Below are 26,523 nucleotides of genomic sequence, written 5' to 3'. Positions count from 1 at the left end.
AGCCGGCGGGCTTTTTCGTGTTACGGCGGCCTACGGTCACCGGGCCGGTCACAGCCCGGGGACGCGCGTCATGGCCGTGACGGCCGCGGTGCCGGTCAGATGATGGTGTGGCCGGGCGTGACCAGGCCGGTCTCGTAGGCGAACACGGCCGCCTGCGTGCGGTCGCGCAGGCCGAGTTTGGTGAGGATCCGGCCAACGTGGGTCTTCACGGTCTGCTCGGCGACGACGAGCCGGGCGGCGATCTCGGCGTTCGACAGGCCGTGGGCGATGAGGGTGAGCACCTCGGTCTCCCGTTCGGTGAGGCCCTCCAGCCGGGCCCGCGCGGGCGGCCGGGGCGCTCCGCCGAGCCGGGTGAACTCCTCGATCAGGCGCCGGGTGACGTTCGGGGCCAGCAGGGCGTCGCCGGCGGCGACGACGCGCACCGCCTCGGCGAGCTGGACTCCCGAGGCGTCCTTGAGCAGGAATCCGCAGGCGCCGGCGCGCAGGGCGTCGTACACGTACTCGTCGAGGTCGAACGTGGTCAGCACGAGGACCCTGACGTCGAGGGCGGGGTCGGCGGTGATCCGCCGGGTGGCCTCGATGCCGTTCAGGCCGGGCATGCGGATGTCCATCACCACGACGTCCGGACGCAGTTCGGCCGCCTTGGCGACGGCGTCGAGCCCGTCGGCCGCGACGCCCACGACCTCGATGCCGGGCTGGGCGCCGAGCAGGACGGAGAACCCCTCACGGATCATGGCCTGGTCGTCGGCGATCACGACGCGGATGGTCACTGGCCTTCCTCTCCGGTGCCGGCGGGTGTGTGGGCGGATACAGCTGTGGCGGGCGCGGACAACGGCAGTACGGCGGTGACCTCGTAGCCGCCGGCGGGGGTGGGACCGGCGGCGAGGTCGCCGCCGAGCATCGCCGCCCGCTCGCGCATCCCGAGCAGGCCGTGGCCCGCGCCCGGCGACGGCGCGGCCGCGTGCCGCCCCGGCCCGTTGCGCACGGTCAGGCGCAGCGCCGTGGCGGTGTGCGCCATCTCGACCCGGACCCGTGACCCGGGCGCGTGCCGCAGGGCGTTGCTCAGCGCCTCCTGCGCGATGCGGAAGGCCGACAGCTCCACGCCCGGCGACAGCGGGCCGGGCTCCCCGGTGACCTCGGTCTCCACGTCGAGGCCGGCGGCGCGTACGTTCGCCACGAGGCCGTCGAGGTCGGCCAGTGTGGGCTGCGGAGCGACGGTGCCCGGTGCTTCGGTGCCCGGTGCGCCCGGTGAGGTCTCGGCGCGCAGCACCCCGAGCACGCGGCGCAGCTCGGTGAGCGCCTCCAGTGCGTTCTGCCGGATGACGGCGAAGGAGGCGACCAGCTCCTGCGGCGGGTCGGGCACCCGGTATGGCGCGGCGTCGGCCTGCACGGAGATGACGGACATGTGGTGCGCCACGACGTCGTGCAACTCCCTGGCGATCCGGGCGCGCTCCTCCAGCAGGGTCCGCCGTTCCCGCTCCCGGACGACCGCCGCCTCCTGCTCGGCCAGCCGCTCGCGGGCCACCCGCCGGGCGCGTACGGCGGTGCCGGTGAGCACGGCGGCCGCGAAGAGGGGCAGCACCTCGATGACGAAGGAGGGGATCGTGATGTCCAGCCAGAGCGTGGTGTGACCCCCGGCCGACCAGACACCCCAGGCCGTCGGCACCCCGAGTAGCAGCGTCTCGGCCGCCACCCGGCGCCGGTTGCGCAACGCCACGAGGAACAGGACGCCCGCGTGCACCGTCCACGGCCACGGCTCGCCCGAGTGCGCGGGGGAGTAGGCGGTCGTGGCCGTGCACGCGAGGAACGCGGTGGACAGCCACCACGCGGGCAGCGGCAGGCGCAGCGCCACGATCAGCACGGCCGCGTGAGCGATCGCGAACGGCAGCGCGGGAGTGTCCTCGGCGGTCGCGGCGAGGAGGGCGGCGAGGAGCACGATCAGCGCATGCGGCAGCCATCTGAGCGGCCGGGGCCCGCGCAGGGGCGGCAACGGCTGGGGCGCGAGCGTGAGCAGGTCCGCCCGCAGGGCGCGCAGCGCCTCCGCCAAACGTCTCCCGCCGACCTTGTCCACGGGCTCGATCCTAGACATCCCGGGCTTTTCGCCGATCGCGTTCGCGGCGGTCGCCGACGAGGCCGGCGTCACCCCGTGGAGCTCACCTCCGCAGTGGCTTCAGGCGTGACGAGTACTGTCGGGGCGATACGTGGGAGGAGGCTGCCGTGGGGGAGCCGAGAATCGTGGTGCGGCGGTCGCTGCCGTCGGAGCCGGCCGTACGGGGATCGGCCTCGTTGTTCCTGACGGAGGCGGAGCGGCAGGGGGTGCGGGCCGGTCGCAGGATGCTGTACGTCGGCCCGGAGCCGTCGTCGGAGCACGTGGCCGCCGGGCTCAGGGTCGAGCCCGGCACGCCGGTGCTGGCGCGGCGCAAGCTGCTGCTCGCGGGTGACGTGCCGGTGCGGGTCGCCACGAGCTTCCTGCGGCTCGATCTTTTCGCGGGCACGCCGCTGTGCGAGCCGGGCTTCCTGGCTCCGAGCCTGCAGGCGCGTATCGAGGAGCTCGGTCACCGGTTCGGCCGTGCGGAGGAGCACCTGGTGGCCCGGCCGCCCGGGGGCGACGAGGCGGCCACGCTGGAACTGGAGCCCGGCGAGTGGGTGGTCCAGATCGTGCGGGCCGCCTACTCGGCCGACGACCTGCCGATCCACGTGCTGGAGACGGTCTGCGCCGCCTCCCGGCACGTCTTCGACGTCGTTCAGGTGAGCGGTGCCGACGAGTTCTGAGCGACGTAGGCGTCGATCTCCGCGAGCAGGGCCGACTTGCCCTCGGCGTTGAGGAAGGACGCCTCCACCGCGGCGCGGGCCAGGTCGGCGACGCCCTTCTCGTCGAGGGAGAGCAGCTCGGCCGCCACGGCGTACTCCCGGTTCAGGTCGGTGCCGAACATGGGCGGGTCGTCGGTGTTCACCGTGATCGGCACCCCGGCCGCGACCAGCGCGGGCAGCGGGTGCTCGGCCAGGCTGGGCACGGCCCGGGTGCAGACGTTGGAGGTGGGGCAGATCTCCAGCGTGATCCCGTGCTCGGCCAGGTGATCCAGCAGGGACGGGTCCTCCACGCTGTGGATGCCGTGCGCGATCCGCTCGGCGCCCAGGTCGCGTACGGCCTGCCAGACGTACTCGGCGCCGACGACCTCGCCGGCGTGCGGCACCGAGTGCAGCCCGGCGGCGCGTGCCGCGGCGAAGTGCGGCGCGAACCACGACCGGGGCACCCCGGCCTCCGCGCCGCCGAGACCCAGGCTGACCAGGCCGTCCGGCCGCTGGTCGAGCGCGACGGACAGCGTCTCGTCGGCGGGCGGGCCGGGGATTCCGGGGATGTCGAAGCACCAGCGCAACATGGTGCCGAAGTCCGCCTCGACCCTGCGGCGGGCGTCCTCGATCACCTCGCAGAACTCCTGAGGGGCGAAGCCCCGGGCCAGGTGGGGCTGCGGTGTGATCGTGAGCTCGGCGTACCGCACCTGCTGGGCGGCCAGGTCGCCGCCCACGCCGTGGATCAGCGTCCACAGGTCCTCGGGGGTCTTCACCAGGTCCACGATCTGCGGATAGACCTGGAGGAAATGGGCGAAGTCGCGGAAGTCGTAGAACGCCTCGACCAGCGCGGGGTCGGCGGGCACGTCAGTCGTCCCCTCGTACCGCGCGGCGAGTTCGGCGACGATGTGCGGTGACGCCGCACCGATGTGGTGCACGTGCAGTTCCGCCTTGGGCAGCCCGGCGATGAACCGGGTGAGTTCCGGGGAGATCACGGAACGACCGTAACAACCGGGTAGGAGTCCACCCCAAGCGATATCGCCGTATTTCACACCGATTTGTCAGGTTCGGGGTCATCCTCCGGCCGGCAGCTCGCTGAGCACCACGTTGATCGTTTTCCTGGTGCCGTCCGGGCGCATCAGCTCCACCCGCACCCTGTCGCCCGGCTTGAGCGTGGCCAGGATCTGGCTCAGGGCGCTGGCGGTGGGGGTGGGCGTGCCCTCCACCTTCACGATCACGTCGCCGGGGCGGATGCCGGCCCTGTCCGCGCCGCCGCCGGGGGACACCGAGCCGACGGCCACACCGACCGGCTCGCCGCTCGCGTCGACCGCGGTGCCGACGCGCACGCCGAGGGCCGCCCGGTGGCTGTTGACGACCCGGCCGTACCGGATGATCTGCCGGGCCACGTCGGTCGCGGTGTCGCTCGGGATCGCGAAGCCGAGACCGGGTGCGGCGCCCTGCTGGGGATCGACCGCGGCCAGCGTCGGGATGCCGATGACCTGGCCGGACAGGTCCACCAGCGCCCCGCCGCTGTTGCCGGGGTTGATGGGCGCGGAGGTCTGGACGGCGTTGGCGATCGTCGCGGCCCCGCCGCCCGCGTGCTTCTCACCCGTCACGGTGCGGCCCAGGGCCGACACGATGCCCTGCGTCACGCTGCCGGAGAAGCCGAGCGGGTTGCCCATCGCGAGCACGATCTGCCCGACCTTGAGATTCGCCGAACGACCGAAGGTCGCGGGCGTCAGCCCGGTCGCGTTCTCGACCTGGATCATCGCCAGGTCGCCGGCCGGATAGGAGCTCACCAGGTGGGCCCTCCTCGGCTTGCCGCCGGTCGCCAGCGTGACCTGGAACTCCGTGGCGGCCCCCACGACATGGGCGTTCGTCAGGATGTGGCCGTCGGTGTCGTAGACGATGCCGGAGCCCAGCGCCTCTCCGGTGGTGATCTGCACGATGGACGGAAGGACCCTCTTGATGACCTGCTCGTAGGTCGTTTCGAGCTCGATCGGGCGGGCGGGCAAGGGCGGGGCCGTACCCGTCCTCCCCCCTGTGGGAGACGCCGGCGGAGGGGAGGCCTCACCCGGGGTGGTCCCCGGCGCACATCCTCCCGCGACCAGCACGGCCGCGGCCGAACCGGCGACCGTACGGAGGACCTTCCGTGAGAGCTGCATAGTCCCCTGTCTACCTGCGAGAACAGGCGCCGCAAGGCGGCGCGCCGGGACAGGCGCAGGTCATGACGGGTGCCCGGGACGGTCGATACCCGAGGGTGAAGGCACCGCCTAGCCAGCGAATATTCCTCTAGAATATGGTTCTATAAAAGGAATCCAGGGAGCGTCCGCGAGTGCCGCCCGTCGCGAGCCCGGGCCGCGCGGCGGGGCTGGATTCGCGGACACGACCGAGTGCTGGAGGATCTTATGGCGATCGGGCTGAGCGAGGAGCACGAGGCGCTTCGCGAGTCGGTGACCGGATGGGCCGAGCGGGCCGTGCCCGCCGACCTGGTGCGGAGCGCGGTGGGTGTTCTCGCCGACCCGGGAACGGAGGAGCGTCCGGCCTTCTGGTCCGCTCTCGCCGGTCAGGGACTGCTCGGGCTGCACATCCCCGAGGAGTACGGCGGCTCCGGCTACGGACTGCTGGAGGCGGCCGTGGCGATCGAGGCGCTGTCGGAGCGGGTGGCGCCCGGGCCGATGGTGCCGACCGTGCTCGCGAGCGCCGCGATCCTCGCCTCGGAGGGCAAGGCGCAGGCCGACCTGCTGCCCGGTCTCGCGGACGGCTCGCTGACCGGCGCGGTGGCGCTCGACGGGGAGATCACCGGTGCGCATGACGGCGACGCGCTGACGATCGGCGGCACGGCCGGACACGTCCTCGGCGCGGCCGTCGCGGACGTGCTCGTCCTGCCGGTGACGACGGACGCCGGCGAGGAGTGGGTGGCGATCGACGCCACCGAGGCGACGGTCACCGCGGTCAAGTCGCTCGACCTCACCCGCGGCGTGGCCAAGGTCGAGCTGGACGGCGTACGGGTGCCCGCCGAGCGGGTGCTGACCGGCCTGACGGGCGCCGGGGTGCGCAACGTGGCCGCGATCGTCCTCGGCGCGGACGCGGCCGGGGTGGCCGCCTGGTGCGTGGCCGCCGCCGCCGACTACGCAAAGGTCCGGGTGCAGTTCGGCCGCCCGATCGGCCAGTTCCAGGGCATCAAGCACAAGATCTCGCGGATGCTGGTGGCGTTGGAGCAGGCCCGCGCCACGGTCTGGGACGCCACCCGGGCGGAGGGGGCAGAGCGCGACTACGCCGCCGCCATCGCCGCCGTCATGGCGCCCGACGCCGCCGTGCAGTGCGCCAAGGACGCGATCCAGACGTTCGGCGGCATCGGCTACACCTTCGAGCACGACGCGCACCTGTACTACCGCCGGGCGCTGACCATCCGCGCGCTGCTCGGCTCCTCCTCCGAGTGGTCCGACCGGGTGGCCGCGCTCGCGCTGGGGGGCGTGAGCCGCGAGATGGAGATCGACCTGCCGGAGGAGTCGGAGCCGCTGCGCGAGGCTATCCGGGCGGAGCTCGCCGAGCTCGCCGCTCTGGAGGGCGTGGAGCAGAAGAGGGCGCTGGCCAAGGCGGGATTCGTCATGCCGCACCTGCCCAAGCCCTGGGGCCGCGCGGCCTCGCCGCTGGAGCAGGTGCTCATCCACCAGGAGATCAGGGCGGCCAGGATCAAGCCGCCGCAGATGATCATCGGTGCGTGGGTGGTGCCGTCGCTGGTCACGTACGGGACGGCGGAGCAGCAGGAGCGGTTCCTGCCGCCGACGCTGAGCGGCGAGCTGATCTGGTGCCAGCTCTTCTCCGAGCCGGAGGCCGGCTCCGACCTCGCGTCGCTGCAGATGAAGGCGGAGAAGGTCGAGGGCGGCTGGAAGCTCAACGGCCAGAAGATCTGGACCTCGGTGGCGCACGTCGCCGAATGGGCCATCTGCATCGCGCGGTCCGACACCTCCAAGCCCAAGCACGACGGCATCACGTACTTCCTGGTGGACATGAAGGGGCCCGGCGTCACCGTGCGGCCGCTGACCGAGATGACCGGGGAGAACCTGTTCAACGAGGTGTTCCTCGACGACGTCTTCGTGCCGGACGAGTTGGTCGTCGGCGAGGTGAACGAGGGCTGGCGGGTCGCCAGGAACACGCTGTCGAACGAGCGGGTCTCGCTGTCGTCCGGCTCGGGCGGCACCGGGGCCTCGGTGCCCGACCTGCTCGGCCTGGTGGGCCGGCTGGGCCGTGAGCTCACCGCCGCCGAGCGGCAGGACCTCGCCCGCGTCGTCTGCGAGGCGCACTCGATCAACGCGCTGTCGCTGCGGGTGACCCTCAAGCAGCTCGCCGGCAGCGAGCCGGGCGCCGACGCGTCGGTGCGCAAGCTGCTGTCCACCGCGCACGCGCAGCACGTCTCCGAGGTGGCGGTCTCGTTGCTCGGCCCGGCCGCCGTCACCGCCGCCGACTGGAAGCTCGGCGACGCCGGCTACTGGAACCGCGCCGTGCTCGCCACCCGCGCGATGACCATCTACGGCGGTACCACGGAGGTGCAGCTCAACATCATCGCCGAGCGCATGCTCGGCCTCCCCCGCGACCCCGAGCCCGGCAAGTAGCCGTACGCGAAAGGCCCTCCGTGACCATGCGATTGCATGGTCACGGAGGGCGTTGATCACGACGACGGAGGGGGTGGTCAGCCGGTGACGAGGGTCAGTCCGTAGGCCGAGAGAGCCTCGTTGACGGGCTGGAAGTAGGTGGTGCCGCCGGAGGAGCAGTTGCCCGAGCCGCCGGAGGTCATGCCCTGGGCCTGGCTGCCCGAGATGAACGAGCCGCCGGAGTCACCGGGCTCGGCGCAGACGTTGGTCCGGGTCAGGCCGCTGACCGTGCCCTGCGAGTAGCGGACGCTGGCGTTGAGCTGCCCGACGGTGCCGCAGTGCCAGCCGGTGGTCGAGCCGGACCGGCAGATCGACGAGCCGACGGGCGCCGCCGACGAGCCCTTCACGGTGACGTTGCCGCCGCTGTAGTTGTTGACGTACGGCGTGACCGTCCAGTTGCTGTTGACCGCGGCCCACGAGTAGTCGTTGCCGGGGAACGAGTAGCCCTGGAAGCTGCCCATGGAGACCCGGTTGTAGCCGGACAGGCTGCTGCCGGCCGTGGCGCAGTGACCGGCGCTGACGAATCCGGGCGTGCTTCCCCTGCGTACGGAGAAGCCGATCGAGCACCGGGCCGAGCTGCCGATGTAGTAGGCGTCGCCGCCGCGCACATTGTAGAAGGTCTGCGGCTGCTCGTTCGACCGCTCGACGCGTACGGCCGACTTGTCGGCGCCGCTCGCGGCCACGAACGCCTCGGCCTCGGCGGTGTCCGACGACAGCACGACGACGCTGTTGCTGACCACGTCGACGTACCAGACGGAGGTCGAGGCGGGCGCGCCGGCGGCGGCCCGGTCCAGTGCGGCCTCGGCGGAGTCGAGCGTGGCCAGGTTGCGGCCGACGATCTTCGGCTGCGCGCCGGAGGCCAGGATCGCGCCGGCCTTGGAGGCGTCGGAGGTGGCGACGATGAAGCTCTCCGAGGTGGTGCCGGAGACCCAGGATCCGGCGTAGGCGTCACCGAGCGCGGCGCGCACCTTGGCCTCGGTGGCCATGGCCTTCGCCTCGTTGGCCAGCCGGGCGTCGACCTGGGCGGGGGTGAGCCCGAGGTCGCGCTGCATGGCCTCCACCATCGCGGGCGGCGGCTTGACGGCGGAGGAGGCGGGAGAGTTGTTCGGCTCGGCCATGGCGGGGGTGGCGACCGTGGCGAGGGCCGTGACGGCCAGAGCGCATCCGGCGAGTACGGTGCGTCTGTGGAGCATGGGGGCTCTCCTTGTCTCTGGGGGGTGCCGTCAACGTAACCGACCTCCGCTGTCACGTGGATCTATCAATTCGCCCCTATCACCGAGTTATGGAACCGCCGGCGTCTGGGGATTCGCTGGGCCGTAATTGGCCGTTTCCGTACACTGGAGAACCGGCTCCCGTCGTGTGAAGGGGGTGGCCGGTCCCACCGCCGGCTCTCCGCCCGGGCGGCCAGGGGGACGCCGTGGAGCAGGAGCGCACCCGCGAGGACGTCCAGGCCGTCCGCCGGTATCGCCGCAAGGGGACCGTGGCTCCGGTCCCGGCCGGGGCCTCGCGGGCGACCTAGGGGACGGCTCCGTATTCGGGGTTGGTGACGAGCCAGTCGGCGTAGCGGGCGCTGCGGCGCACCGCGTCGGCGTACGCGGCCCGGGCGTGGGCGGCGATGACGGGTGCGGCGGCCCGCGCGCCCAACGAGTCGGCGTGCCAGCCGAGCAGGTGCCGCCAGCGCAGCGGCGCACCGGCCAGCGGCATCATGACCAGCCCGGCGGTGAGCCGGAAGGTGGCCTGGCACAGGGCGACGGCCTTACCCACCCCGACCAGGTGCAGGCAGGTCGCCACGTCCGTCTCGTAGATGGACTCGGGGACGAACCCGGCCCGCGCGCAGGCGGCGGCGAAGCAGTCGGCGAAACAGCCGTCCCCGGGGGCGACCGTCCAGTGCTCGCCGGCGAGGGTGGACAGCTCCAGTTCCCTCTCCCCGGCGAGGGGGTGGTCCTCGGACAGGAGCACGAAGACCGGGTCGGTGCCGACCGTGGTCCAGTTCATCGCCTCGGCCGGGGGAGGCGGGCTGTCGCCGCACGTCCCGAGCAGCACGAAGTCGAGCCGGCCCGCCACCGCGAGCGCGGTCAGCTCACCGGCCGACCAGGAGGTGCGGGTGGTGACCGGGATGCCGGGCTGGTCGGCGGTCAGGCGCTCCACGAGCCCGCCGAGTATGGGCCCGTTCGTCGCGCCGATACGGCAGCCGGGCAGCTTGACCGAGGTGTTGGCGAACCGCACCGCGTCCTCTTGGAGGTCCCGTACGGCGGGTAGCAGCACCCGGGCGCGGGCCAGCACCATCTCGCCGAGAGGAGTGGGACGGGCGCCGTTGCGGTCGCGTTCGAACAGCGGACCCCCGAGTGAGCGCTCGATGCGCTTGAGCTGAGCGGTGAGCGACGGTTGGGCGAGGCCGAGCCGGGTGGCCGCTTTCGTGACGCTCCCGGCTTCGGCGACCGCGTGCACGATTCTCAGGTGGCGGATCTCCAGATCCATAGAGGGACGGTACGGCCCCGGTGCTATGGCCGCAATCCCGCGTTGTCATGAAATTTGACTTTAACGCGTGAGCCGCCGTCACTCCTGTTGCTGTTGGTGCGCGTGCGTGACTCCACGGGGACGCCTCGTTGACTGCAACGTGTTCTCACAAGGTCTCCGTCGCGCAGAGTGGTTACCGGATGGTAGGAGGCGGGGGACGCGGGTTGCTAGAACGCGTTGCAGTTCCTGGGGGGCCGTCGTACGTTCGAGGCATGCGGACACGTGTCACCGACATGTTCGGTATCGAGTTCCCCATCTTCGCCTTCAGCCACTGCCGGGACGTCGTCGCCGCGGTCAGCCGCGCCGGCGGCATGGGGGTGCTCGGTGCCCTGTACTTCACCCCGGAGGAGCTCGAGATCGAGCTCAAGTGGATCGACGACCACGTGGACGGCCGTCCGTACGGCGTGGACGTGGTGATGCCCGCCTCCTACGCGGGGGCGGACCTCGACGTGGACTCCCCGGCCGAACTGGTGGCGCGGCTGCAGGGGATGATCCCGCAGGGCCACCGGGCCTTCGTGGAGGACCTGCTGACCCGGCACGGCGTGCCGCCGCTGGACGGCTCCGACTCGGGCAAGGTGCTGCTCGGCTGGACCGACGCGACGGCCCGGCCGCAGGTCGAGGTCGCGCTGCGGCATCCCATCGCGCTGCTCGCCAACGCCCTCGGCCCGCCGCCCGCCGACGTCGTGGAGCAGGCGCACGCGAAGGGCGTGAAGGTGGCCGCGCTCGCCTCCACGCCCCGGCACGCGATCAAGCAGGTCGAGGTCGGCGTGGACGTCGTCGTGGCGCAGGGCACCGAGGCGGGCGGCCACACGGGCGAGATCTCCACGATGGTGCTCATCCCGCAGGTGGCCGACGCGGTGGACGTGCCGGTCCTGGCCGCGGGCGGCATCGGCTCCGGCCGCCAGATGGCCGCGGGCATGGCGCTCGGCGCGGAGGGCGTGTGGACCGGCTCGATCTGGCTGGCCGTGGAGGAGGCCGACACCTCAGAGACCGTGCGGCAGCGCATCATCGCGGCCACCTCCCGCGACACGGTCAGGTCGCGGAGCTGGACCGGCAAGCCCGCCCGCCTGCTGAAGAACGAGTGGACCGACGCGTGGGAGTCGGCCGAGTCGCCCGGCACGCTGCCGATGCCGCTGCAGTTCATGCTGATCTCCGACGCGTTGCGGCGGATCGGCAGGTCGGACGCGACGGAGCTGGCCACGTTCCCGGCCGGGCAGATCATCGGCGCGATGAACCAGGTCAAGCCGGCCAGACAGGTCGTCTTCGAGATGGTGGAGGAGTACGTCGAGGCCATGGAGCGCCTCGGCCGCATCACCCAGGACGAGTGAGGGCCCCGCCCCCCGGCCGCGCGACGCCCTGCGCTTTACTGCTGGGGATGTCCCGCGAGCTGGGGGAGGACGCCGAAATGAGCCGTGCCGGTGACGAGACCGTGGCGGACGCGCCGCCCATCCCGCCGCCGATCATGGGGAACGTCCCCGGCTCCTACGCCCTGACCGTCTTCAGGGAACGGCATCCCGTCCTCGTCCGCCAGGTCGCGCGGGCGCTGCCGTACGACCCCGACCGGCGGCGCGCGCTCGACCGGCTGCTCGACGAGGTCGTCCGTGACGTCATGGAGCCGCTGGAGCCGTCGGCGCACGACGGCGCCGCCTGGGCCGAGTGGGGCCGCGGCAGGATCGGCCGCCGCTATGTCGACGTGCCGTTCCTGTGGGGGGAGAGCTACTTCTACCGGAAGCTGCTGGAGGCCACCGGATACTTCGGTGACGGCCCGTGGCGCGGGGTCGATCCGTTCGGCCCGATGAAGCAGGCCGAACTCGACGGCCCGGTCGTGGACGGGGAGCTGGCGGCGCTCGACGAGATGGCGGCGCTGTCCGCGGACGAGCGGGCCGGGGCGCTGCTGCTCGGCGCGCTCTGGGGCAACCGTGCCGACCTGTCCTTCGGCATCACGCTGCAGGGCGACCACGAGCGCGCGAACGGCCTGGTGGTGGATGACGGCCCGCTGCTGTGGTCGCTTCTCGAGGCCGCCGCGCCGGGCAGAATCTGCCTGGTCGCCGACAACGCGGGCCGCGAACTGCTGCCCGATCTGGTGCTGGCCGACCACCTCCTCACGTGCGGGCTCGCGGGCGAGATCGTCCTCCACGTGAAGCCCGTCCCGTATTTCGTCTCCGACGCCACCCCGGCCGACGTGCTCGCGTGCCTGCGGCGGCTCGCCGCCGCGCCCGGCCGGGCCGGAGAGGCCGGCGCCCGCCTCTGGGGCGCGATGGAGGAGGGACGTCTCACGCTGCGGGCGCACCCCTTCGCCTGCGCGCCGCTGCCCTACTCCGACATGCCGGACGACCTGCGCAAGGAGTTCGCGTCGGCATCGCTGACCGTCATGAAGGGCGACCTGAACTACCGCAGGCTCGTCGGCGACCGGATGTGGCCGGTGACCACGCCGTTCGCCGAGGTCACCGCCTACTTCCCCGGGCCGGTCGTCGCGCTGCGCACGCTGAAGTCCGACGCGCTCGTCGGCGTTCCCGAGCAGACGCTGGCGGAGCTGGACGCGAGCGGCCGCCCATGGCGCACCACCGGCACCCACGCCATGATCCAGGCCCGCTCCTGACGCGGCGGGCGGAGGTGTGCCGTCGGTAGACGGGTGCCACAGTCCGAGAGGTGCCGGACATTTACCAGGTGTCCGGCACCTTTCGGTGAGGAGATTCTGTGACACACCGGGATCGCTTCGAGGCGATCTATGACGCGTATTACCCGGCGATACGTCAGTACGCCGCCCGCCGCACCGGTTCCCCCGACGACACGGCCGACGTCATCTCCGAGACGTTTCTCACCGCCTGGCGGCGCATCGACGACGTGCCCGAGGGCGAAGAGGCGCTGTTGTGGCTGTACGGCGTGGCCCGCCGCGTGCTGGCCAACCAGCAGCGCGGCGATCTCCGCAGGGCCGTGCTCGCCGAGCGGCTGCGAGCGGAACTGGCCGCCGATCGGCCGGTTCGACCGGTCGATCTCGAGCACGTCCGCGCCGCCTTCGACGAGTTGCCCGAGCGTGACCGCGAAGTCCTGGCGCTGGCCTGCTGGGAAGGACTGACCAGCGAGCGGATCGCCAAGGTTGTGGGGTGTACGGCCATCGCCGCCCGGACCCGGCTGCATCGGGCGCGCAAGCGGCTGGCGGCGGCGCTGGAGCGGCAGGCGTCCTTGACGATCGCGATGGGGGAAGCATGAGTGACATCGACAACCTGGTCAGGGCCATCGACCCGGCACCGCGCGCGGCGGATCAGGGACCCGGCGCGCGCGAGCTGCGTGAGCTGATCACGGCGACCCCGGCACGCCGGCACCGGACGGTCCGGCGGCGCCTGCCGTGGCGGGCCGGTGCCCTCGGGCTCGCGGCGGCCGCGGTCGCGGCGGCGGTCTTCGTCGGTCAGGGCGTCGGCACCCCGTCGCCTGCTCCCACGGCCACAACCGGCGTCACCGCCCTGTCGGGCGGGTCGATCCTGCTGGCCGCCGCCGCCAGGGCCGAAGCCGCACCGGAAGGGGCCTACTGGCACCTCAAGGAGCTGGACGTGGGATCGGCGGGGCCGTACGGCAAGAACGGCGACGGCTACTACCTGGAGACCTCCAGCCTCTTGCAGACGTGGGCGGCCAAGGACGGCCGGACCTGGCACGGCGTCAGGCGGTTGGCCACACGCCCTCTGAACCCGGAGGCATGGCGCAGGGACGGCTCGCCGGCCGAATGGCCGATCGGGCCGGACGGCGGTGTCTACTCCACCTCCCCCGGCGAGAGCGGGTTCTTCCAGAACAAGGGGAAGCAGAGGCTCCACTGGAGTGCCATGCCCATGACCGTGCAGGAGATCGCGGCGTTGCCGGCCGACCCCGAAGCGCTGAAGAGGCGGGCCCTCGAGGCCATCCGCAGGGACCACGGCCCCGGTCCGGTGGAAGACGCACTGCCGCGCACCCTGGCCTCGCTGCTGTACGAACTGCCCGCCTCCCCGCAGGTGCGCGGCGCCGCCTACCGAGCGCTGGCGACGCTGCCCACGGTGCGGGTCGAAGGCCCGGCCACCGACCCGCGGGGGCGCCCGGGTGTCGCCGTGACCTTCCTGCTCCAGGGGGACGGAACCCCCCGGAGCAGGCTGATCATCGACCCCGGCACCTCCAAGGTGCTGACGGCCGAAATCAGCGGGACGCCGGACGGCGGCGATCGGGTCGACGTGGTGCTGGAGTCCGGCTGGACCGACACCGAGCCGGCCCCGCCGACCGAATGAGGGCCGGCCGGGTCCGTGCCGCCATCGAGCGGCTATCGGCCCTGGTAGGTGGGCGGACGCTTGTCGCGGAAAGCGCGCGCGCCCTCCTTGGCGTCCTCGGAGCCGATGACCGGCCAGCCGATCGCGTCGGAGACCTTGAGCGCCTCGGCCTCCGGCATGCCCAGCGTCTCGCGGTAGGCGCGCAGGATCGCCTGCACGGCCAGCGGCCCGCAGGCGGCCACCTGGCCGGCGATCTCGCGGGCCGCCTCCAGCGCCCGGCCGTCCGGCACGATCCGGTTGACCATACCCATCGAGAGCGCCTCGGCCGCCGTGATCGCCCTGCCCGTGAGCAGCACGTCCATGGCGAACGCGTACGGAATCTGGCGCGGCAGCCGTACGGCGCTGCCGCCCATGGGGAACAGCGCACGCCTGGCCTCGAACAGCCCGAGCGTGGCGCTTTCGGCGACGACGCGCAGGTCGGTGCCGACGAGCAACTCGGTGCCGCCCGCCACGGCGTACCCCTCGACCGCGCACACGACGGGCTTGGCGGGCAGCGCCTCGGGATCGCGCAGCAGGCCCTTCCAGTGGTAGCCGGGGATCTCGGCGGCCCGGCGGCGCACCCGCTCGTCCTCGGACGGCGTGCCCATCGCCTTGAGGTCGGCCCCGGAGCAGAACGTGCCGTTCGCACCGGTGAGGATGCCGACCCGCACCTCCGGCTCGTCGGAGATGTACTGCCATGCCTCGGCCAGCCCCACCAGCATGTCCTGCGAGAGCGCGTTCCTGGCCTCGGGACGGTCCATCGTGACGACCACCACGTGACCGTCGCGCTCGATGCGGCAGTGCGGGGTGCTGATGGGCAGGAGCTCCACAGGTGTCCTCCAGCGGGGTGGCGTCACCGGATCGATCAAGCGCTTGTTTGCCATGGCGCGCGGGGTTACTCTGCCCGCAAGAACTAGAACCGATTCTCGTCTGAGCCGCTCCGCATTGCCAGGTCTTGTCGGCGTCGTACCGGCGTGCTTCACGCCGGGGCCGCTCACGCCGCGGACGCCCACGACACGCGATGCGGCGGTGGAGGGGCTGGCACATGGGCTCACTCGGTTTCTGGAGGCTCGCGCAGGCCGACCCGGCGTGGATCGCCGCGGTCGATCCGGACGGAACGGAACACTCCGCGGGCGAGTTGCTGGCCCGGGCCAACCGCGTGGTGCACGGCCTGCGCGCACTGGGCCTGCGGCCCGGGGACGGCGTCTGCGGGCTGCTGCCCAACGGCGCGGACGGTCTCGTGCTCTATCTCGCCGCTTTGCAGGCAGGGTGGTACTACACGCCGGTCAACTGGCACCTCACCGGGCCCGAGATCGGTTACATCGTCGCCGACAGCGAGGCCGCCGCGTTCTTCGCTCACGAGCGGTACGCCGCGGCGGCCGTCAGGGGCGCGCGGGAGGCGGGAATCGCTCCTGACCGGTGCTTTTCGTACGGCGAGGCCGAGGGTTTCCGGCCGGTGGCCGAGCTGGTCGACGGCAGGCCGGACACCCCGCCCCCCGACCGTACGGCCGGGGCCACCATGCACTACACCTCGGGCACCACCGGCAGGCCGAAGGGCGTGCGCCGGGCGCTCACCGGCCTCGACCCCGACGACGCCGCCGAGCTGATGGCGGGGCTGCTGCGGCTGTTCGGCGTGACGCCGGCCCGGCCGAACGTCCACCTGGTCACCTCGCCGAGCTACCACACCGCGGTCACCCAGTTCGCCGGTACGGCCCTGCACATGGGGCACACGCTCGTCTTCATGGACAAGTGGGATGCCGAGGAGACCCTGCGCCTGTGCGAGCGCCACCGCGTGACGAACTCCCACATGGTTCCCACGCACTTCAAACGGCTGCTGTCGCTGCCCGAGGAGACGCGGCGCTCCTACGACCTGTCGTCGTTGCGCTGGATGATCCACGCCGCCGCGCCCTGCCCGGTGCCGGTCAAGTGGCAGATGCTGGAGTGGTGGGGCGATGTGATCTACGAGTACTACGCCGCCACCGAGGGCGGCGGCACGATCGCCACCCCCGAGGACTGGAAGAAGCGGCCGGGCACGGTCGGGAAGGCCTGGCCGAACAGCGAGCTGCTCATCGTGGACGACGAGCTCGCACCGGTGCCCGCGGGCACGCCCGGCACGGTCTACATGAAGCTGGGCCTCTCGTTCGAATACAAGGGCGACCCGGAGAAGACCGCGGCCAATCGGCTGGAGGCGGGGGTGGGCGCCCGAAGGGGGATCGGTGGAGACACCGCCTACTTCACGGTCGGGGACATCGGCTACCTGGACGAGCACGGGTTCCTGTATCTCTGCGACCGCAAGGCCGACGTGATCATCTCGGGTGGGGCCAACATCTACCCGGCCGAGATCGAGAAGGAGTTGCTCGTCCACCCGAAGGTGGCCGACGCCGCCGTGTTCGGCGTCCCGGACGACGAGTGGGGCGAGGCCGTCAAGGCCGTCATCGAGCCCGCGCCGGGTGCGGCGCCCGGCCCCGAACTGGCCGCGGAGATCCTCGGCTCGCTGGAGGGCCGCCTGGCCCGGATGAAATGGCCGAGCTCGATCGACTTCATCGGCGAGATGCCCCGCGAGCCGAACGGCAAGCTGCTCAAGCGCAAGCTCCGCGCCCCCTACTGGGAAGGCAGGGACCGTGTCATCTGAAGGGGCCGTGTCATCTGAAGGGGCCGTGCCGTCTGACGTGTCCGGGGACCTGGTCGCGACGCACGTCCTGGAGTTCCCCGGCGGTTACACCCGGACGACCGGGCCGGTCATCGGGCGGTTCCTCACCGAGCTGCGCGACCGGCGGCTGGTCGGGGTCCGTACGGCCGGCGGGCGGGTGCTGGTGCCGCCGCTGGAATACGACCCGGACACGGGCGAGCCGGTCACCGAGGAGTACGTGGAGGTCGGCCCGGCCGGGACCGTCGAGGCGTGGGCCTGGGTCGGCTCCCCGCGCCCCGGCCATCCGCTCGACCGGCCGTTCGCCTGGGCGCTGATCGAACTCGACGGCGCCGACACCGCCCTCGTGCACGCGGTGGACGCGGGCAGCCCGAAGGCGCTGCGACCGGGGCTGCGGGTGCGCCCGCGCTGGCGGGGCGTCACCACCGGGCACATCACGGACATCGAGTGCTTTGTGCCCGAGGTCACCTCGCTCGTCGCGCCCGTACGCGCCGAGTATCGCGTCACGCCGGGACGGGCGCTCACCCGGTTCCTGAAGGGTGTGCGCGACGGGAGGTTCGTCGGCGGCCGGTGCACCGACTGCGCCGCCGTCTACGTGCCCTACCGCGAGTCGTGCCCCGCGTGCGGCTCGGTGATCGAGGAGGAGGTGGAGGTCGCCGACACCGGCACGGTCACCACGTTCGCGATCAACAACCTGCCCGATCCCCGGGCCCCCGAGGTGCCGTTCGTCTCCGCGTACGTGCTGCTGGACGGCGCGGACACGCCGGTGATCGCGCTGATCGGCGGGGTGCCGGCGCGCGAGGTGCGGCAGGGCATGCGGGTGCGCGCCGTGTGGGTGCCGCCCGAGGAGCGGACGCTGTCGATGACCAATGTGAAGTGGTTCGAGCCGACCGGGGAGCCGGACGCCGACCTCGACGACTCCACCGGAGGTGCCTGATGCGCGAGGTCGCGGTCGTCGCCTTCGCCCAGACCGTCCACACCGGCCACGACACCGGGGCGGCCGAGCCGGAGCTGCTGCTGCCGGTCATCGACGAGGTCAAGCGGGCGACCGGGTTGAAGAGGTTCGGCTTCACCTGTTCCGGCTCCTGCGACTATCTGGCGGGCGCGCCGTTCTCGTTCGTCTCGGCGCTCGACGCGGTCGGCGCCTGGCCGCCCATCAGCGAGAGCCACGTCGAGATGGACGGCGCCTTCGCGCTCTACGAGGCGTGGGTGCGGCTCCAGCACGGCGACATCGACACCGCCCTGGTCTACGGCTTCGGCAAGTCGTCGATGTCGGACATCCGGGCGATCATGGCGCTTCAGCTTGATCCGTACTACCTGGCGCCGCTCGGGCTCGACCAGGTGTCGTACGCCGCGTTGCAGGCCGCAGCGGTGAATGCGGACAGAGCGGTGCTGGACGAGATCGTGCGGCGCAGCCGGGCCGACGGCCGGGCCAACCCCTGCGCCCTCGACCTGCCAGATCCTTCAGGGGAGGAGTTCGCGGTCGAGCCGCTGCGGCCGTACGACGTGGCGCCGGTCACGGACGGGGTGGCGGCCGTGGTGCTGGCCGCCGGGGAGCCCGCCCGTGAGCTGGCCGGGCGCCCCGCCTGGATCACCGGCATCGCGCACCGCGCCGAGCCCCACTACCTGGGCATGCGCGACCTGTCCCGGTCGGTGTCCACCGCGGATGCGGGCCGGGCGGCCGGGGTGGGCAAGGGCCAGGTCGACGTGGCGGAACTCCACACCCAGTTCAGCCACGAGGAGCCGATCCTGCGCGAGGCGCTCGGCCTGTCCGGCGACGTGATGGTCAACCCGTCGGGCGGGCCGCTGGCGGCCAACCCCGTCATGGCCACCGGCCTGATCCGGATCGGGGAGGCGGCCCGGCGGATCCTCGACGGTTCGGCGGACCGCGCGGTGGCGCACGCCACCTCGGGACCGTGCCTGCAGCAGAACCTCGTCGCCGTGCTCGAAGGCGTCGTCCTCGACCAGTCTCTGTAGGAGTCGCCGTGGGAAACCGCTGTGCCGTCATCGGCGTGGGCCAGACCCGCTATCAGACCAGACGGCGGGACGTGTCGCTGGCCGGGCTGGTCCGCGAGGCCGCCCTGCGGGCGCTCGAGGACGCCGGCCTGACGTTCGCCGACATCGACGCGGTCGTCATCGGCAAGGCCCCCGACCTGTTCGAGGGCGTGATGATGCCGGAGGCCTACCTCGCCGACGCACTCGGCGGAGCCGGCAAGCCGGTGATGCGCGTGCACACGGCGGGCTCGGTCGGCGGGTCGACCGCGCTGGTCGGCGCCTCGCTCGTGCAGGCCGGGGTGCACGGGCGGGTGCTGGTGGTCGCCTTCGAGAAGCAGTCGGAGTCGAACGCCACGTGGGCCCTGACCACGCACCTGCCCTTCAACGCCTCCCTGGTCGTGGGGGCGGGCGGCTACTTCGCGCCGCACATCAGGGAGTACATGCGCAGGTCGGGCGCGCCGGACCACATCGGCACGCTGGTCGCGGTCAAGGACCGGCTCAACGCGCTGAAGAACCCGTACGCCCATCTGCGCATCCCCGGGATCGACCGGGAGATGGTCGAGTCGACCCCGATGCTGTGGGAGCCGATCCGCTACCTGGAGACCTGCCCGTCCTCCGACGGCGCCTGCGCGATCGTGCTCGCGGCCGAGGACATGGTGACCGGCACGCCCGCCTGGATCCACGGCACGGCGATGCGCTCGGAGCCCATCATGGTGGCCGGTCGCGACGTCGTCAGCCCGCGGGCGGGCCGCGACTGCGCCGCCGACGTCTACCGCCAGGCCGGTGTCACCGACCCGCGCCGGGAGATCGACGTCGCCGAGGTGTACGTGCCGTTCTCCTGGTATGAGCCGATGTGGCTGGAGAACCTCGGCTTCGCCGCCGAGGGGGAGGGCTGGAAGCTCACCGAGGCCGGGTGCACGGCACTCGGCGGCGACACCCCGTGGAACGCCTCCGGCGGCGTCCTGTCGTCCAACCCGATCGGCGCCTCGGGTCTCATCCGCTTCGCCGAGGCCGCGCTGCAGGTGCGGGGCATGGCGGGGGAGCACCAGGTCGAGGGGGCGCGCCTCGCGCTCGGCCACGCGTACGGGGGAGGCGCTCAGTTCTTCGCGATGTGGATCGTCGGCAGCAGTAAACCCTGAGCGCGGGAGGTCCGCCGGATGGAGTTCAACCACGCCGATCTTTTCGAGGGGCTTGCCGACGCCGTCGGGGACCGTGTGGCGGTGGTCTGCGGCGACGACCGGCTGACCTATGCCGAGCTCGACGCCTGCGCCAACCGGCTCGCCCACCACCTGGCCGCGCACGGCGTGGGCCACGGCACACACGTGGGCATGCAGCTCCACAACGGGGTGGAGTACGTCGCGGCCCTGCTGGCGACGCTGAAGCTGCGGGCCGTGCCGGTCAACGTCAACTACCGGTACGTCGAGTCGGAGCTGCTCTATCTCTACCGGGACTCCGGCATCGCGGCCCTGCTGTTCGACGTGGAGTTCGGCGACCGGGTCGCGGCCACCGCGCGCGAGGTCCCCGGGCTCCGTCACCTCGTCGCCGTCGGCGGCGCGTCGGCCGTGCCGGGAGCGGTGCCGTACGAGGACGCGGTGGCGGGGGAACCCGAGGGCAGGGGATTCGGGCCGCGATCCGGCGACGACGTGTACGTCATCTACACCGGCGGCACGACCGGCATGCCCAAGGGCGTGATGTGGCGGTCGGAGGACCTCTTCTACGCCTTCGGCGGCGGCAACCCGTACGGCGAGCCGCTGAAGACGCCCGAGGCGGTGATCGAGCAGGCGCGCGGCGCGTCGCCGATCGTCATGATGACGGCGGCCCCGCTGATGCACGGCGCGGCCCAGATGGGCACCTTCATCGCCTGGTGGATGGGCAACGCGATGGTCTACGTCCGGAGGTTCGACGCGGCCGCGGTGCTGCGCGCGATCGACCGGGAGAAGGTCGTCAGCCTGAACATCACCGGCGACGCGATGGCCCGCCCGCTCGCCGACGAGATCGCCGCCGGGTCCTACGACCTGTCGTCGCTGTTCGTGGTCGGCTCGACCGGGGCGATCCTCAGCGGCGCCGTGCGCGCGGCTGGAGGAGCTCCTGCCCGGGAGGATGATCCTCGACAACTTCGGCTCGACCGAGTCCGGTTTCACCGCGTCGGGCGTGGACGGGTCGTCGCCCGAGTCCGGCCTGCGGTACCGGCCCAACGCCGGCGCGACCGTCGCCGTGCTGGACGAGACGCTGACCCCGGTCGAGCCGGGCTCCGGGCGGATCGGCACAGTGGCCAGGAGCGGCAGGATCGCCTTCGGCTATCACAACGACCCGGACAAGACCGCCCGCACCTTCGTGGCCGACGCGCACGGCGTCCGGTGGCTGCTCACCGGCGACCTCGCGACGGTCGAGGAGGACGGCACGATCCGCATCCTCGGCCGCGGGTCCCAGTGCATCAACACGGGAGGGGAGAAGGTCTTCCCCGAGGAGGTCGAGGCGGTGCTCAAGGGGCATCCCGCCGTGTTCGACGCCGTGGTGACCGGCATCCCCGACGAACGCTGGGGCTCGCGGGTCGCGGCCGTCGTCCAGCCGTACGCCGGCACCGCGCCGACGGCGCGGCAGCTCGACGCCCACTGCCGGATCCGGCTGTCGGGCTACAAGGTGCCGCGGACCTACGCGTTCGTGGAGGAGATCGCCCGCTCCCCGGCGGGCAAGGCCGACTACCGGTGGGCCGGCCGGGTCGCCGCCGGGGCGGGTCAGCCGGAGTAGGCGGCGGCGAGGGCGTGGAAGACCTCCTTGGGCTCCCGTCCGCCGTCCTTCAGCAGCCGGACCACCCCGTAGGAGGACATGTCGAGGTCGCTGCGCGGGTCCGGGTCGTACGTCGTGTTGTAGCCGGCGAAGGTGAACCAGAAGGCGCTGTCCACGCCCTCCTCCTCGAACACGGTGAGCAGTTCGCGCAGGTAGCGGACCTGCTCGCCCTCGTCGCGGCGGTAGTCGCCGTCCAGCCGGGGCGGATTCGCGGTGTGGTCCACGATGGCCCATGCCATGCCGCCGCGTGCGCCTGCCCCTGTGTAGGCGCACGTGCCGAACTCGGTGACCGCCACCGGCTTGCCGTACCGGAAGCGGGAACGCAGCTCCTCGCGGTAGGTCGCGGCGTTGCGATCGTCGCGGTAGGCGTCCACCGCGACGATGTCGAACGGGCTCCAGTCGACGTCCTCCCACTCGCCCGAGGCGTACGTCACCCGCCCGCCGAACACGGCGCGGACGGCCTCGGCGGTCTCCGCCAGGAAGGAGTTCAACCGCGCGGGGATCTCGGCGAATCGGGCGTACAGGTCGGGATCCCCCGAGCTGAGTGCGGCCATGCGGTCGAAGAAGGTCTCCCCGGGCAGGAAGCCGGCCCCGAAGAAGCTCAGCTCGCACCCGGTCACGAGCACCACCTCCGCGCCGTCGCGCCGCACATCCTCGGCCCGTTCGGCGCATTCGAGGAAGTACGGCGCCAGCTCCCGTGTGGTCATCTCGCAGGGGAAGGGCGCGAACCACACCTCCAGCCCGGCGTCGGCGGCGTGCCGCGCGGCGACGCTGAGTCGTTCGGGGTGCCCGCCGGTGATGCGGACGGCCGTGCAGTGCAGCTCATCGGCGATGACCCGCATCTCCGCGCGGACCGTCTCCGGGTCGAAGGTCTTCCGGCTGATGTTCCCGCCCGGGAGGAAACCGGTGTCGTAGTTGATGCCCTTGCCTCTCATCGCACACCCTTCGCTTCGTTGTTGACCATCATCATGATCGGCCCGGAGCCGAACGCGCCCGCGACCAGGAGCCCCACCACGAGGGCGGCGATCAGCAGCACGTTGGACAGCCAGACCATGGTGGACACCGGCAGCGTGAACGCGCCGATCAGCCGGGCCACGCAATCGGCGAGCATCGCCCCGCCCCAGATGCCGGTGAAGCGGCGCTCGGCGCGGCGGAACCGGGCGGAGCTCGCGAGCCGTTCCCAGGCGGCCTCCCGCACCGGGTTCCCCCGGGTGATGAACGCGCGCATGCCCGGAGTCATCACCGGGCGCGCGGTGAACGCCGTGAGCATCATGAACAGGCTGATCACGCCGCTGAGGGCCGAGTCCTTGGCGATCATCATGCGGGCGTCGCCGGTGACGAAGCTCAGCGCGATGCCCGCCACGTTGACCGCCAGCGTCAGCCCGGCCAGCCCGTTCAGCGTGCGGTCCCTGACGATCCCGGCGACCACCCGGACGGCCGGGATCACGCCGCTCACGCCCAGCGCGGCGACCTCGCTCGCGCCGAACGCGCCGTGCAGGAGGTAGTAGCACGCCATCGGCGCGGCGACGTCGAGCGCCAGCGGCATGAGCACCGTGCGGAGGGTGCCTCGCCGGGGCTGCTCGGCTCTCGCCGGGGCGGTCAGGGTCTCGGTCATCGGGCTCCTCCAGCGCGTCTCCGTGTGCGCATCAAGCGTCTCCAAAGCCGGAGGAGCCGGACAGATTCAGCGATCCCGATTGCGGCAGTACAAATGTCCCGGTTGTACGCGGCGGCGCATCGCCCGTGCAGAACCGAGGCGCTGCCGTCCCGTCAGGGCATGGCGCACGCCCGTCAGGGCATGGCGTTCACGCCCGTCAGGGCATGGCGTTCACGCCCGTCAGACCTTGGCGCTTTCGCCGGTCAGGGCCGCCACGGCGCCGAGACCGAGATAGACGACGCCGCTGCCCCGGTCGAGCCGCCGCCGCGCCCGCGCCGAGGAGCGCAGCCGCCCGGCGAGGACCGAGGCCAGCAGCGCGTACGTGCCGTCGCTGGCCATGCCGAGCGTGACCCACACGGCCCCGAGCACGAGCACCTGCGGGGCCACGGGACCACGGGCCGGATCGACGAACTGCGGCAGGAACGCGAGGAAGAACATGGCCGTCTTCGGGTTCAGCACGTTGACCACGAACCCCTCGCCGAACAGTCTGGAGTTCGAGGCGTGTCTGACCTCGGCGTCCTCCGCCTCGGGCCGCCGCACCAGCTTGCGGATCCCCAGGTAGAGAAGGTAGGCCGCGCCCAGGTACTTGACGACGGCGAACGCCGTGGCCGAGGCGGCGAGCAGCGCGGTGATCCCGAAGGCCGCGGCGGCGATGTGCACCAGCGAGCCGGCGTGGACGCCGAGGACGGACACCAGCCCCGCCGTACGGCCCTGGGCCACGCTGCGGGTGACGATGTAGAGCACGGCGGGCCCCGGAACCAGGAGCAACGCCAGCGTGGCGGCCGCGAACAGGGCGACCGTAGGCAGAGTCGGCATGCTCGGATGGTAGGGACAACCGGCTCGCCCGAGCACTCGTATTTCCGGCGAGAGTTCCCTTTCCGCCGGATCGCCTCCGAATCGTTTCCGCGGACCTCAGAGCGCGGTCAGCACGCGGGGGCCGTCCTCGGTGATCGCGATGGTGTGCTCCATGTGGGCGGCCCTGCTGCCGTCCACGCTGTGCAGCGTCCAGCCGTCGGCCGCCGTGCGGTAGCCGTCCCGGCCTCCGGCGATGAACATCGGCTCGATGGCGAGCGTGAGGCCGTGCCGCAGGGGATAGCCCCGGCCCGGACGGCCGTGGTTCGGCACCGAGGGGTCCTCGTGCATGTGGCGGCCGATGCCGTGGCCGCCGAAGTCCTTGGGCATGCCGTACCCGGCCTCCTGGGCGATCGCGCCGATCGCCGCGGAGATGTCCCCGATGCGGTTGCCCACGGTCGCGGCGGCGATCCCCGCGTCCAGGGCCCGGCGCGTGGTGTCGACGAGCTCCGCGTCACCGGGGCGCGGCGTGCCCACGATGAACGTGACGGCGGCGTCGCCCGTCCAGCCGTCGAGTTCTGCGCCGCAGTCGACGCCGACGACGTCACCGTCACGCAGCCGGTAGTCGGTGGGGATGCCGTGCACGATGGCGTCGTTGACGGACACGCAGATCACGGCGGGAAAGGGGGTGGGCGCGAAGTGCGGCCGATAGCCGAGGAACGGCGAGCGCGCCCCCGCTTCACGCAGCACCGCCCGCGCCGTCTCGTCCAGGTCCGTCAGCCGCACCCCGATGGCCGCGGCCCGCCGTACGGCGTCGAGGATGCGGGCCACCACACGCCCCGCCTCTCGCATCGCGTCCAGCGCGGCATCGGTTTTGATCTCCACCATGACATGACCCTTTCAAGTGGCGCCAATAACTATACCGGTATTAGTATCACGGTCATGGTGAGAGTGCCCCTGACCCCCGAGGAGCGGCAGCGGGGGGAGCGATTCGGTGTCCTGCTCCGGCAGGCGCGCGGCGAGCGCAGCATGGTCGAGGTCGCCGCGGCGGCCGGTCTCTCGGCCGAGACGCTGCGCAAGATCGAGACCGGCCGAGCGCCGACTCCGGCCTTCTTCACCGTCGCGGCGCTCGCCGCCGCGCTCGGCCTGTCGCTGGACGAACTGGCCGCCGCCTGTGCGGAAGGCCCGAACGCCGCCGAGCTCCGCCAGGCCGGTTGACGCCCCGGCCGCGCCGTTCTCCGGAAGAGCTCGTCCAACGGCGAGGGCGATCAGTGTGTGCACACGAGGACCAGGGCGGCAGGTGCCCCTGCACCCCAGACATGAACACATGAGGGCCGGAACCCGGCGCGGGGACCGTCTCATCTGAATCTTTCACCGGTCTTCACGTGCGGCGGCCGCCCGGCCCCGGCCGCCGTCGTCGGCGTTCGCCGAGGTAGGCGGGGACGGCCGCCACGCGTCCGGTCACCCACGGCGAGGGCGGGCCGCCGGAGTTCCTGTACAGCGGGCGGAGGACACCCGACGCTGGGGGCAGCGCCGACGAGTGGAGGGCGGCGGCACGGTGTGGTCGGCAGTCGTCATGGAGGTGCTTGATGCGATTCGCCCGCGGCCGGTTGCGCCGCCCGGCCGTCCTCGCGGCCGTCGTGGTCACGGTGTCCGTCGCGACCGGGCTCGTCCCCGGCACGGCCGGTGCCGCGGTGTCCTGCGAGGTCACCTACGCCACCTCCCAGTGGGGCGAGGACGGGGGCGGCTTCACCGCCGGCGTGAACGTGGCCAACACCGGCGACCACATCGCGGGCTGGACGCTCACGTTCACGTTTCCCGGCTCGCAGCGGCTCACGTACGGCTGGTCGGCGCAGTGGGCGCAGTCCGGCCGCCTGGTCGCCGCCTCGGTCCCGGCCGGTTCGATATCGCCCGGCGCGTCGGCCGCCGTCGGGTTCGCCGGAACCTGGCGCGGAAGCAACCCGCCGCCGGCGGATTTCGCCGTCAACGGAGCGCCGTGTGCGGTCCGTGTGCCGCCCTCCCCGGCTCCCACCCCCGTCCCGTCTCCGAGCGCGAGCCCCACGCCGAGCGTCGTCGTCTCGCCCGCCGACATCGTCGTGCCCGAAGGCGGCTCGGCGGTCATCCACGTACGGCTCAGCCAGAGGCCGTCGTACGGCTGGGTGACCGTGGACAGCGAGCGGCTGCTCGGCGACACGGATCTGTCGATCGGCCCGCGGTTGCTCTTCCCCGCGGACCGATGGGACATCTGGCAGCCCCTCACCGTCTTCGCGGCGGAGGACGACGACGCCACGGACGGCACCGCCGCGTTCTTGTCCCGGATCAGTCAGCTGCCGGGCAGCGGTGTCGCCCTGTGGACCGTCAGGGAGTCGGACAACGACGCCGCCACGCCGTCGCCCGCCCCGAGCCCGAGCTGAACCGGCG

General features: G+C 72.3%; 23 protein-coding genes and 1 pseudogene. 13 read left to right on the top strand and 11 right to left on the bottom strand.

Annotation, left to right across the window (positions count from 1 at the left end; genetic code table 11):
- Positions 1 to 95 precede the first annotated feature (95 nt).
- Positions 96 to 770 carry a response regulator transcription factor gene (locus tag AB0O28_RS30120; RefSeq protein ID WP_363645930.1) on the bottom strand — a complete coding sequence of 225 codons (675 nt, stop codon included), beginning with the start codon at positions 768 to 770 and terminating at the stop codon, positions 96 to 98.
- Positions 767 to 2,071 carry a sensor histidine kinase gene (locus AB0O28_RS30115; RefSeq protein ID WP_363645929.1) on the bottom strand — a complete coding sequence of 435 codons (1,305 nt, stop codon included), beginning with the start codon at positions 2,069 to 2,071 and terminating at the stop codon, positions 767 to 769. The genes AB0O28_RS30120 and AB0O28_RS30115 overlap by 4 nt, the downstream gene beginning before the upstream one ends.
- A gap of 146 nt (positions 2,072 to 2,217) precedes the next feature.
- Here AB0O28_RS30115 and AB0O28_RS30110 point away from each other — a divergent pair, with 146 nt between their 5' ends.
- Positions 2,218 to 2,772 (top strand): UTRA domain-containing protein, encoded by a 555-nt coding sequence (locus AB0O28_RS30110; protein ID WP_363645928.1) that lies wholly within the window; start codon positions 2,218 to 2,220, stop codon positions 2,770 to 2,772.
- On the opposite strand, the gene AB0O28_RS30105 is transcribed toward AB0O28_RS30110, so the two are convergent.
- Complete coding sequence (locus tag AB0O28_RS30105; RefSeq protein ID WP_363645927.1) at positions 2,745 to 3,785, bottom strand: adenosine deaminase; 1,041 nt, start codon at positions 3,783 to 3,785, stop codon at positions 2,745 to 2,747. The two genes, AB0O28_RS30110 and AB0O28_RS30105, sit on opposite strands and share 28 nt — an antisense overlap.
- 78 nt (positions 3,786 to 3,863) lie before the next feature.
- A complete protein-coding gene (locus AB0O28_RS30100) occupies positions 3,864 to 4,805 on the bottom strand; it encodes a trypsin-like peptidase domain-containing protein (protein WP_363645926.1) in 942 nt (313 codons plus the stop codon).
- A 393-nt stretch (positions 4,806 to 5,198) separates the two neighbouring features.
- Here AB0O28_RS30100 and AB0O28_RS30095 point away from each other — a divergent pair, with 393 nt between their 5' ends.
- The gene (locus AB0O28_RS30095; RefSeq protein WP_363645925.1) at positions 5,199 to 7,406 is read left to right on the top strand and encodes an acyl-CoA dehydrogenase; all 2,208 of its coding nucleotides are present in this window, start codon (positions 5,199 to 5,201) and stop codon (positions 7,404 to 7,406) included.
- 77 nt (positions 7,407 to 7,483) lie between these two features.
- Here AB0O28_RS30095 and AB0O28_RS30090 read toward each other — a convergent pair whose 3' ends face one another.
- Both AB0O28_RS30090 and AB0O28_RS30085 read right to left on the bottom strand, forming a co-directional pair.
- Positions 7,484 to 8,638 carry a S1 family peptidase gene (locus AB0O28_RS30090; protein WP_363645924.1) on the bottom strand — a complete coding sequence of 385 codons (1,155 nt, stop codon included), beginning with the start codon at positions 8,636 to 8,638 and terminating at the stop codon, positions 7,484 to 7,486.
- Between the two features lie 322 nt (positions 8,639 to 8,960).
- Positions 8,961 to 9,923, bottom strand: a complete 963-nt coding sequence (locus AB0O28_RS30085; RefSeq protein ID WP_363645923.1) for a LysR family transcriptional regulator — start codon at positions 9,921 to 9,923, stop codon at positions 8,961 to 8,963.
- Between the two features lie 251 nt (positions 9,924 to 10,174).
- Here AB0O28_RS30085 and AB0O28_RS30080 point away from each other — a divergent pair, with 251 nt between their 5' ends.
- From AB0O28_RS30080 to AB0O28_RS30065, 4 genes are all read left to right on the top strand, one after another.
- Positions 10,175 to 11,290, top strand: coding sequence for a nitronate monooxygenase family protein (locus AB0O28_RS30080; protein ID WP_363645922.1), 1,116 nt, complete (start codon positions 10,175 to 10,177; stop codon positions 11,288 to 11,290).
- Between the two features lie 47 nt (positions 11,291 to 11,337).
- The gene (locus AB0O28_RS30075; RefSeq protein WP_363645921.1) at positions 11,338 to 12,561 is read left to right on the top strand and encodes a damage-control phosphatase ARMT1 family protein; all 1,224 of its coding nucleotides are present in this window, start codon (positions 11,338 to 11,340) and stop codon (positions 12,559 to 12,561) included.
- Positions 12,562 to 12,659: 98 nt separating this feature from the next.
- On the top strand, positions 12,660 to 13,172 hold the full coding sequence (locus AB0O28_RS30070) for an RNA polymerase sigma factor (protein ID WP_363645920.1): 513 nt from the start codon (positions 12,660 to 12,662) through the stop codon (positions 13,170 to 13,172).
- Positions 13,169 to 14,209, top strand: a complete 1,041-nt coding sequence (locus AB0O28_RS30065) for a CU044_5270 family protein (protein ID WP_363645919.1) — start codon at positions 13,169 to 13,171, stop codon at positions 14,207 to 14,209. The genes AB0O28_RS30070 and AB0O28_RS30065 overlap by 4 nt, the downstream gene beginning before the upstream one ends.
- A gap of 32 nt (positions 14,210 to 14,241) precedes the next feature.
- On the opposite strand, the gene AB0O28_RS30060 is transcribed toward AB0O28_RS30065, so the two are convergent.
- Positions 14,242 to 15,057: a crotonase/enoyl-CoA hydratase family protein gene (locus AB0O28_RS30060; RefSeq protein ID WP_363645918.1), complete on the bottom strand. Its 816-nt coding sequence runs from the start codon at positions 15,055 to 15,057 to the stop codon at positions 14,242 to 14,244.
- 215 nt (positions 15,058 to 15,272) lie between these two features.
- On the opposite strand from AB0O28_RS30060, the gene AB0O28_RS30055 reads away from it, so the two are divergent.
- The 5 genes and pseudogenes from AB0O28_RS30055 (at position 15,273) to AB0O28_RS30035 (ending at position 21,617) form a co-directional block, all read left to right on the top strand.
- On the top strand, positions 15,273 to 16,859 hold the full coding sequence (locus tag AB0O28_RS30055) for an acyl-CoA synthetase (RefSeq protein ID WP_363645916.1): 1,587 nt from the start codon (positions 15,273 to 15,275) through the stop codon (positions 16,857 to 16,859).
- A gap of 25 nt (positions 16,860 to 16,884) precedes the next feature.
- Entirely contained in the window at positions 16,885 to 17,811 is a 927-nt protein-coding gene (locus tag AB0O28_RS30050) for an OB-fold domain-containing protein (RefSeq protein WP_363645915.1), read from the top strand.
- On the top strand, positions 17,811 to 18,851 hold the full coding sequence (locus AB0O28_RS30045) for a thiolase domain-containing protein (RefSeq protein ID WP_363645914.1): 1,041 nt from the start codon (positions 17,811 to 17,813) through the stop codon (positions 18,849 to 18,851). The genes AB0O28_RS30050 and AB0O28_RS30045 overlap by 1 nt, the downstream gene beginning before the upstream one ends.
- An 8-nt stretch (positions 18,852 to 18,859) precedes the next feature.
- Positions 18,860 to 20,008, top strand: a complete 1,149-nt coding sequence (locus AB0O28_RS30040; RefSeq protein ID WP_363645912.1) for a thiolase domain-containing protein — start codon at positions 18,860 to 18,862, stop codon at positions 20,006 to 20,008.
- An 18-nt stretch (positions 20,009 to 20,026) separates the two neighbouring features.
- Positions 20,027 to 21,617, top strand: a pseudogene (locus AB0O28_RS30035) (acyl-CoA synthetase).
- Here the strand turns inward: AB0O28_RS30035 and AB0O28_RS30030 are convergent.
- From AB0O28_RS30030 to map, 4 genes are all read right to left on the bottom strand, one after another.
- Entirely contained in the window at positions 21,605 to 22,591 is a 987-nt protein-coding gene (locus tag AB0O28_RS30030) for a hypothetical protein (protein WP_363645911.1), read from the bottom strand. The pseudogene AB0O28_RS30035 and the gene AB0O28_RS30030 overlap by 13 nt on opposite strands.
- On the bottom strand, positions 22,588 to 23,271 hold the full coding sequence (locus AB0O28_RS30025) for a VC0807 family protein (RefSeq protein WP_363645910.1): 684 nt from the start codon (positions 23,269 to 23,271) through the stop codon (positions 22,588 to 22,590). The genes AB0O28_RS30030 and AB0O28_RS30025 overlap by 4 nt, the downstream gene beginning before the upstream one ends.
- A 219-nt stretch (positions 23,272 to 23,490) precedes the next feature.
- Positions 23,491 to 24,126, bottom strand: coding sequence for a LysE family translocator (locus AB0O28_RS30020; protein WP_363645909.1), 636 nt, complete (start codon positions 24,124 to 24,126; stop codon positions 23,491 to 23,493).
- A gap of 96 nt (positions 24,127 to 24,222) precedes the next feature.
- Entirely contained in the window at positions 24,223 to 24,990 is a 768-nt protein-coding gene (gene map / locus AB0O28_RS30015; protein ID WP_363645908.1) for a type I methionyl aminopeptidase, read from the bottom strand.
- 54 nt (positions 24,991 to 25,044) lie between these two features.
- Here map and AB0O28_RS30010 point away from each other — a divergent pair, with 54 nt between their 5' ends.
- Together AB0O28_RS30010 and AB0O28_RS30005 are read left to right on the top strand one after the other, a co-directional pair.
- The gene (locus AB0O28_RS30010) at positions 25,045 to 25,320 is read left to right on the top strand and encodes a helix-turn-helix transcriptional regulator (RefSeq protein WP_363645906.1); all 276 of its coding nucleotides are present in this window, start codon (positions 25,045 to 25,047) and stop codon (positions 25,318 to 25,320) included.
- A gap of 371 nt (positions 25,321 to 25,691) precedes the next feature.
- The gene (locus tag AB0O28_RS30005; protein WP_363645905.1) at positions 25,692 to 26,516 is read left to right on the top strand and encodes a cellulose binding domain-containing protein; all 825 of its coding nucleotides are present in this window, start codon (positions 25,692 to 25,694) and stop codon (positions 26,514 to 26,516) included.
- Positions 26,517 to 26,523 lie beyond the last annotated feature (7 nt).

Source organism: Microbispora sp. NPDC088329, from assembly GCF_040685655.1.
GTDB lineage: Bacteria > Actinomycetota > Actinomycetes > Streptosporangiales > Streptosporangiaceae > Microbispora.
The sequence above is the reverse complement of the archived record's forward strand: the minus strand, read 5'-3'. Positions and strand labels throughout refer to the sequence as shown.

What these genes read in the sequence shown, in the direction of transcription:
- AB0O28_RS30095 (WP_363645925.1), top strand. Translation starts at nt 5,199, where the DNA reads ATGGCGATCGGGCTGAGCGAGGAGCACGAGGCGCTTCGCGAGTCGGTG.
- AB0O28_RS30090 (WP_363645924.1), bottom strand. Translation starts at nt 8,638, where the DNA reads ATGCTCCACAGACGCACCGTACTCGCCGGATGCGCTCTGGCCGTCACG.
- AB0O28_RS30085 (WP_363645923.1), bottom strand. Translation starts at nt 9,923, where the DNA reads ATGGATCTGGAGATCCGCCACCTGAGAATCGTGCACGCGGTCGCCGAA.
- AB0O28_RS30080 (WP_363645922.1), top strand. Translation starts at nt 10,175, where the DNA reads ATGCGGACACGTGTCACCGACATGTTCGGTATCGAGTTCCCCATCTTC.
- AB0O28_RS30075 (WP_363645921.1), top strand. Translation starts at nt 11,338, where the DNA reads ATGTCCCGCGAGCTGGGGGAGGACGCCGAAATGAGCCGTGCCGGTGAC.
- AB0O28_RS30065 (WP_363645919.1), top strand. Translation starts at nt 13,169, where the DNA reads ATGAGTGACATCGACAACCTGGTCAGGGCCATCGACCCGGCACCGCGC.
- AB0O28_RS30055 (WP_363645916.1), top strand. Translation starts at nt 15,273, where the DNA reads ATGGGCTCACTCGGTTTCTGGAGGCTCGCGCAGGCCGACCCGGCGTGG.
- AB0O28_RS30045 (WP_363645914.1), top strand. Translation starts at nt 17,811, where the DNA reads ATGCGCGAGGTCGCGGTCGTCGCCTTCGCCCAGACCGTCCACACCGGC.
- AB0O28_RS30030 (WP_363645911.1), bottom strand. Translation starts at nt 22,591, where the DNA reads ATGAGAGGCAAGGGCATCAACTACGACACCGGTTTCCTCCCGGGCGGG.
- AB0O28_RS30025 (WP_363645910.1), bottom strand. Translation starts at nt 23,271, where the DNA reads ATGACCGAGACCCTGACCGCCCCGGCGAGAGCCGAGCAGCCCCGGCGA.
- AB0O28_RS30020 (WP_363645909.1), bottom strand. Translation starts at nt 24,126, where the DNA reads ATGCCGACTCTGCCTACGGTCGCCCTGTTCGCGGCCGCCACGCTGGCG.
- map (WP_363645908.1), bottom strand. Translation starts at nt 24,990, where the DNA reads ATGGTGGAGATCAAAACCGATGCCGCGCTGGACGCGATGCGAGAGGCG.
- AB0O28_RS30010 (WP_363645906.1), top strand. Translation starts at nt 25,045, where the DNA reads ATGGTGAGAGTGCCCCTGACCCCCGAGGAGCGGCAGCGGGGGGAGCGA.
- AB0O28_RS30005 (WP_363645905.1), top strand. Translation starts at nt 25,692, where the DNA reads ATGCGATTCGCCCGCGGCCGGTTGCGCCGCCCGGCCGTCCTCGCGGCC.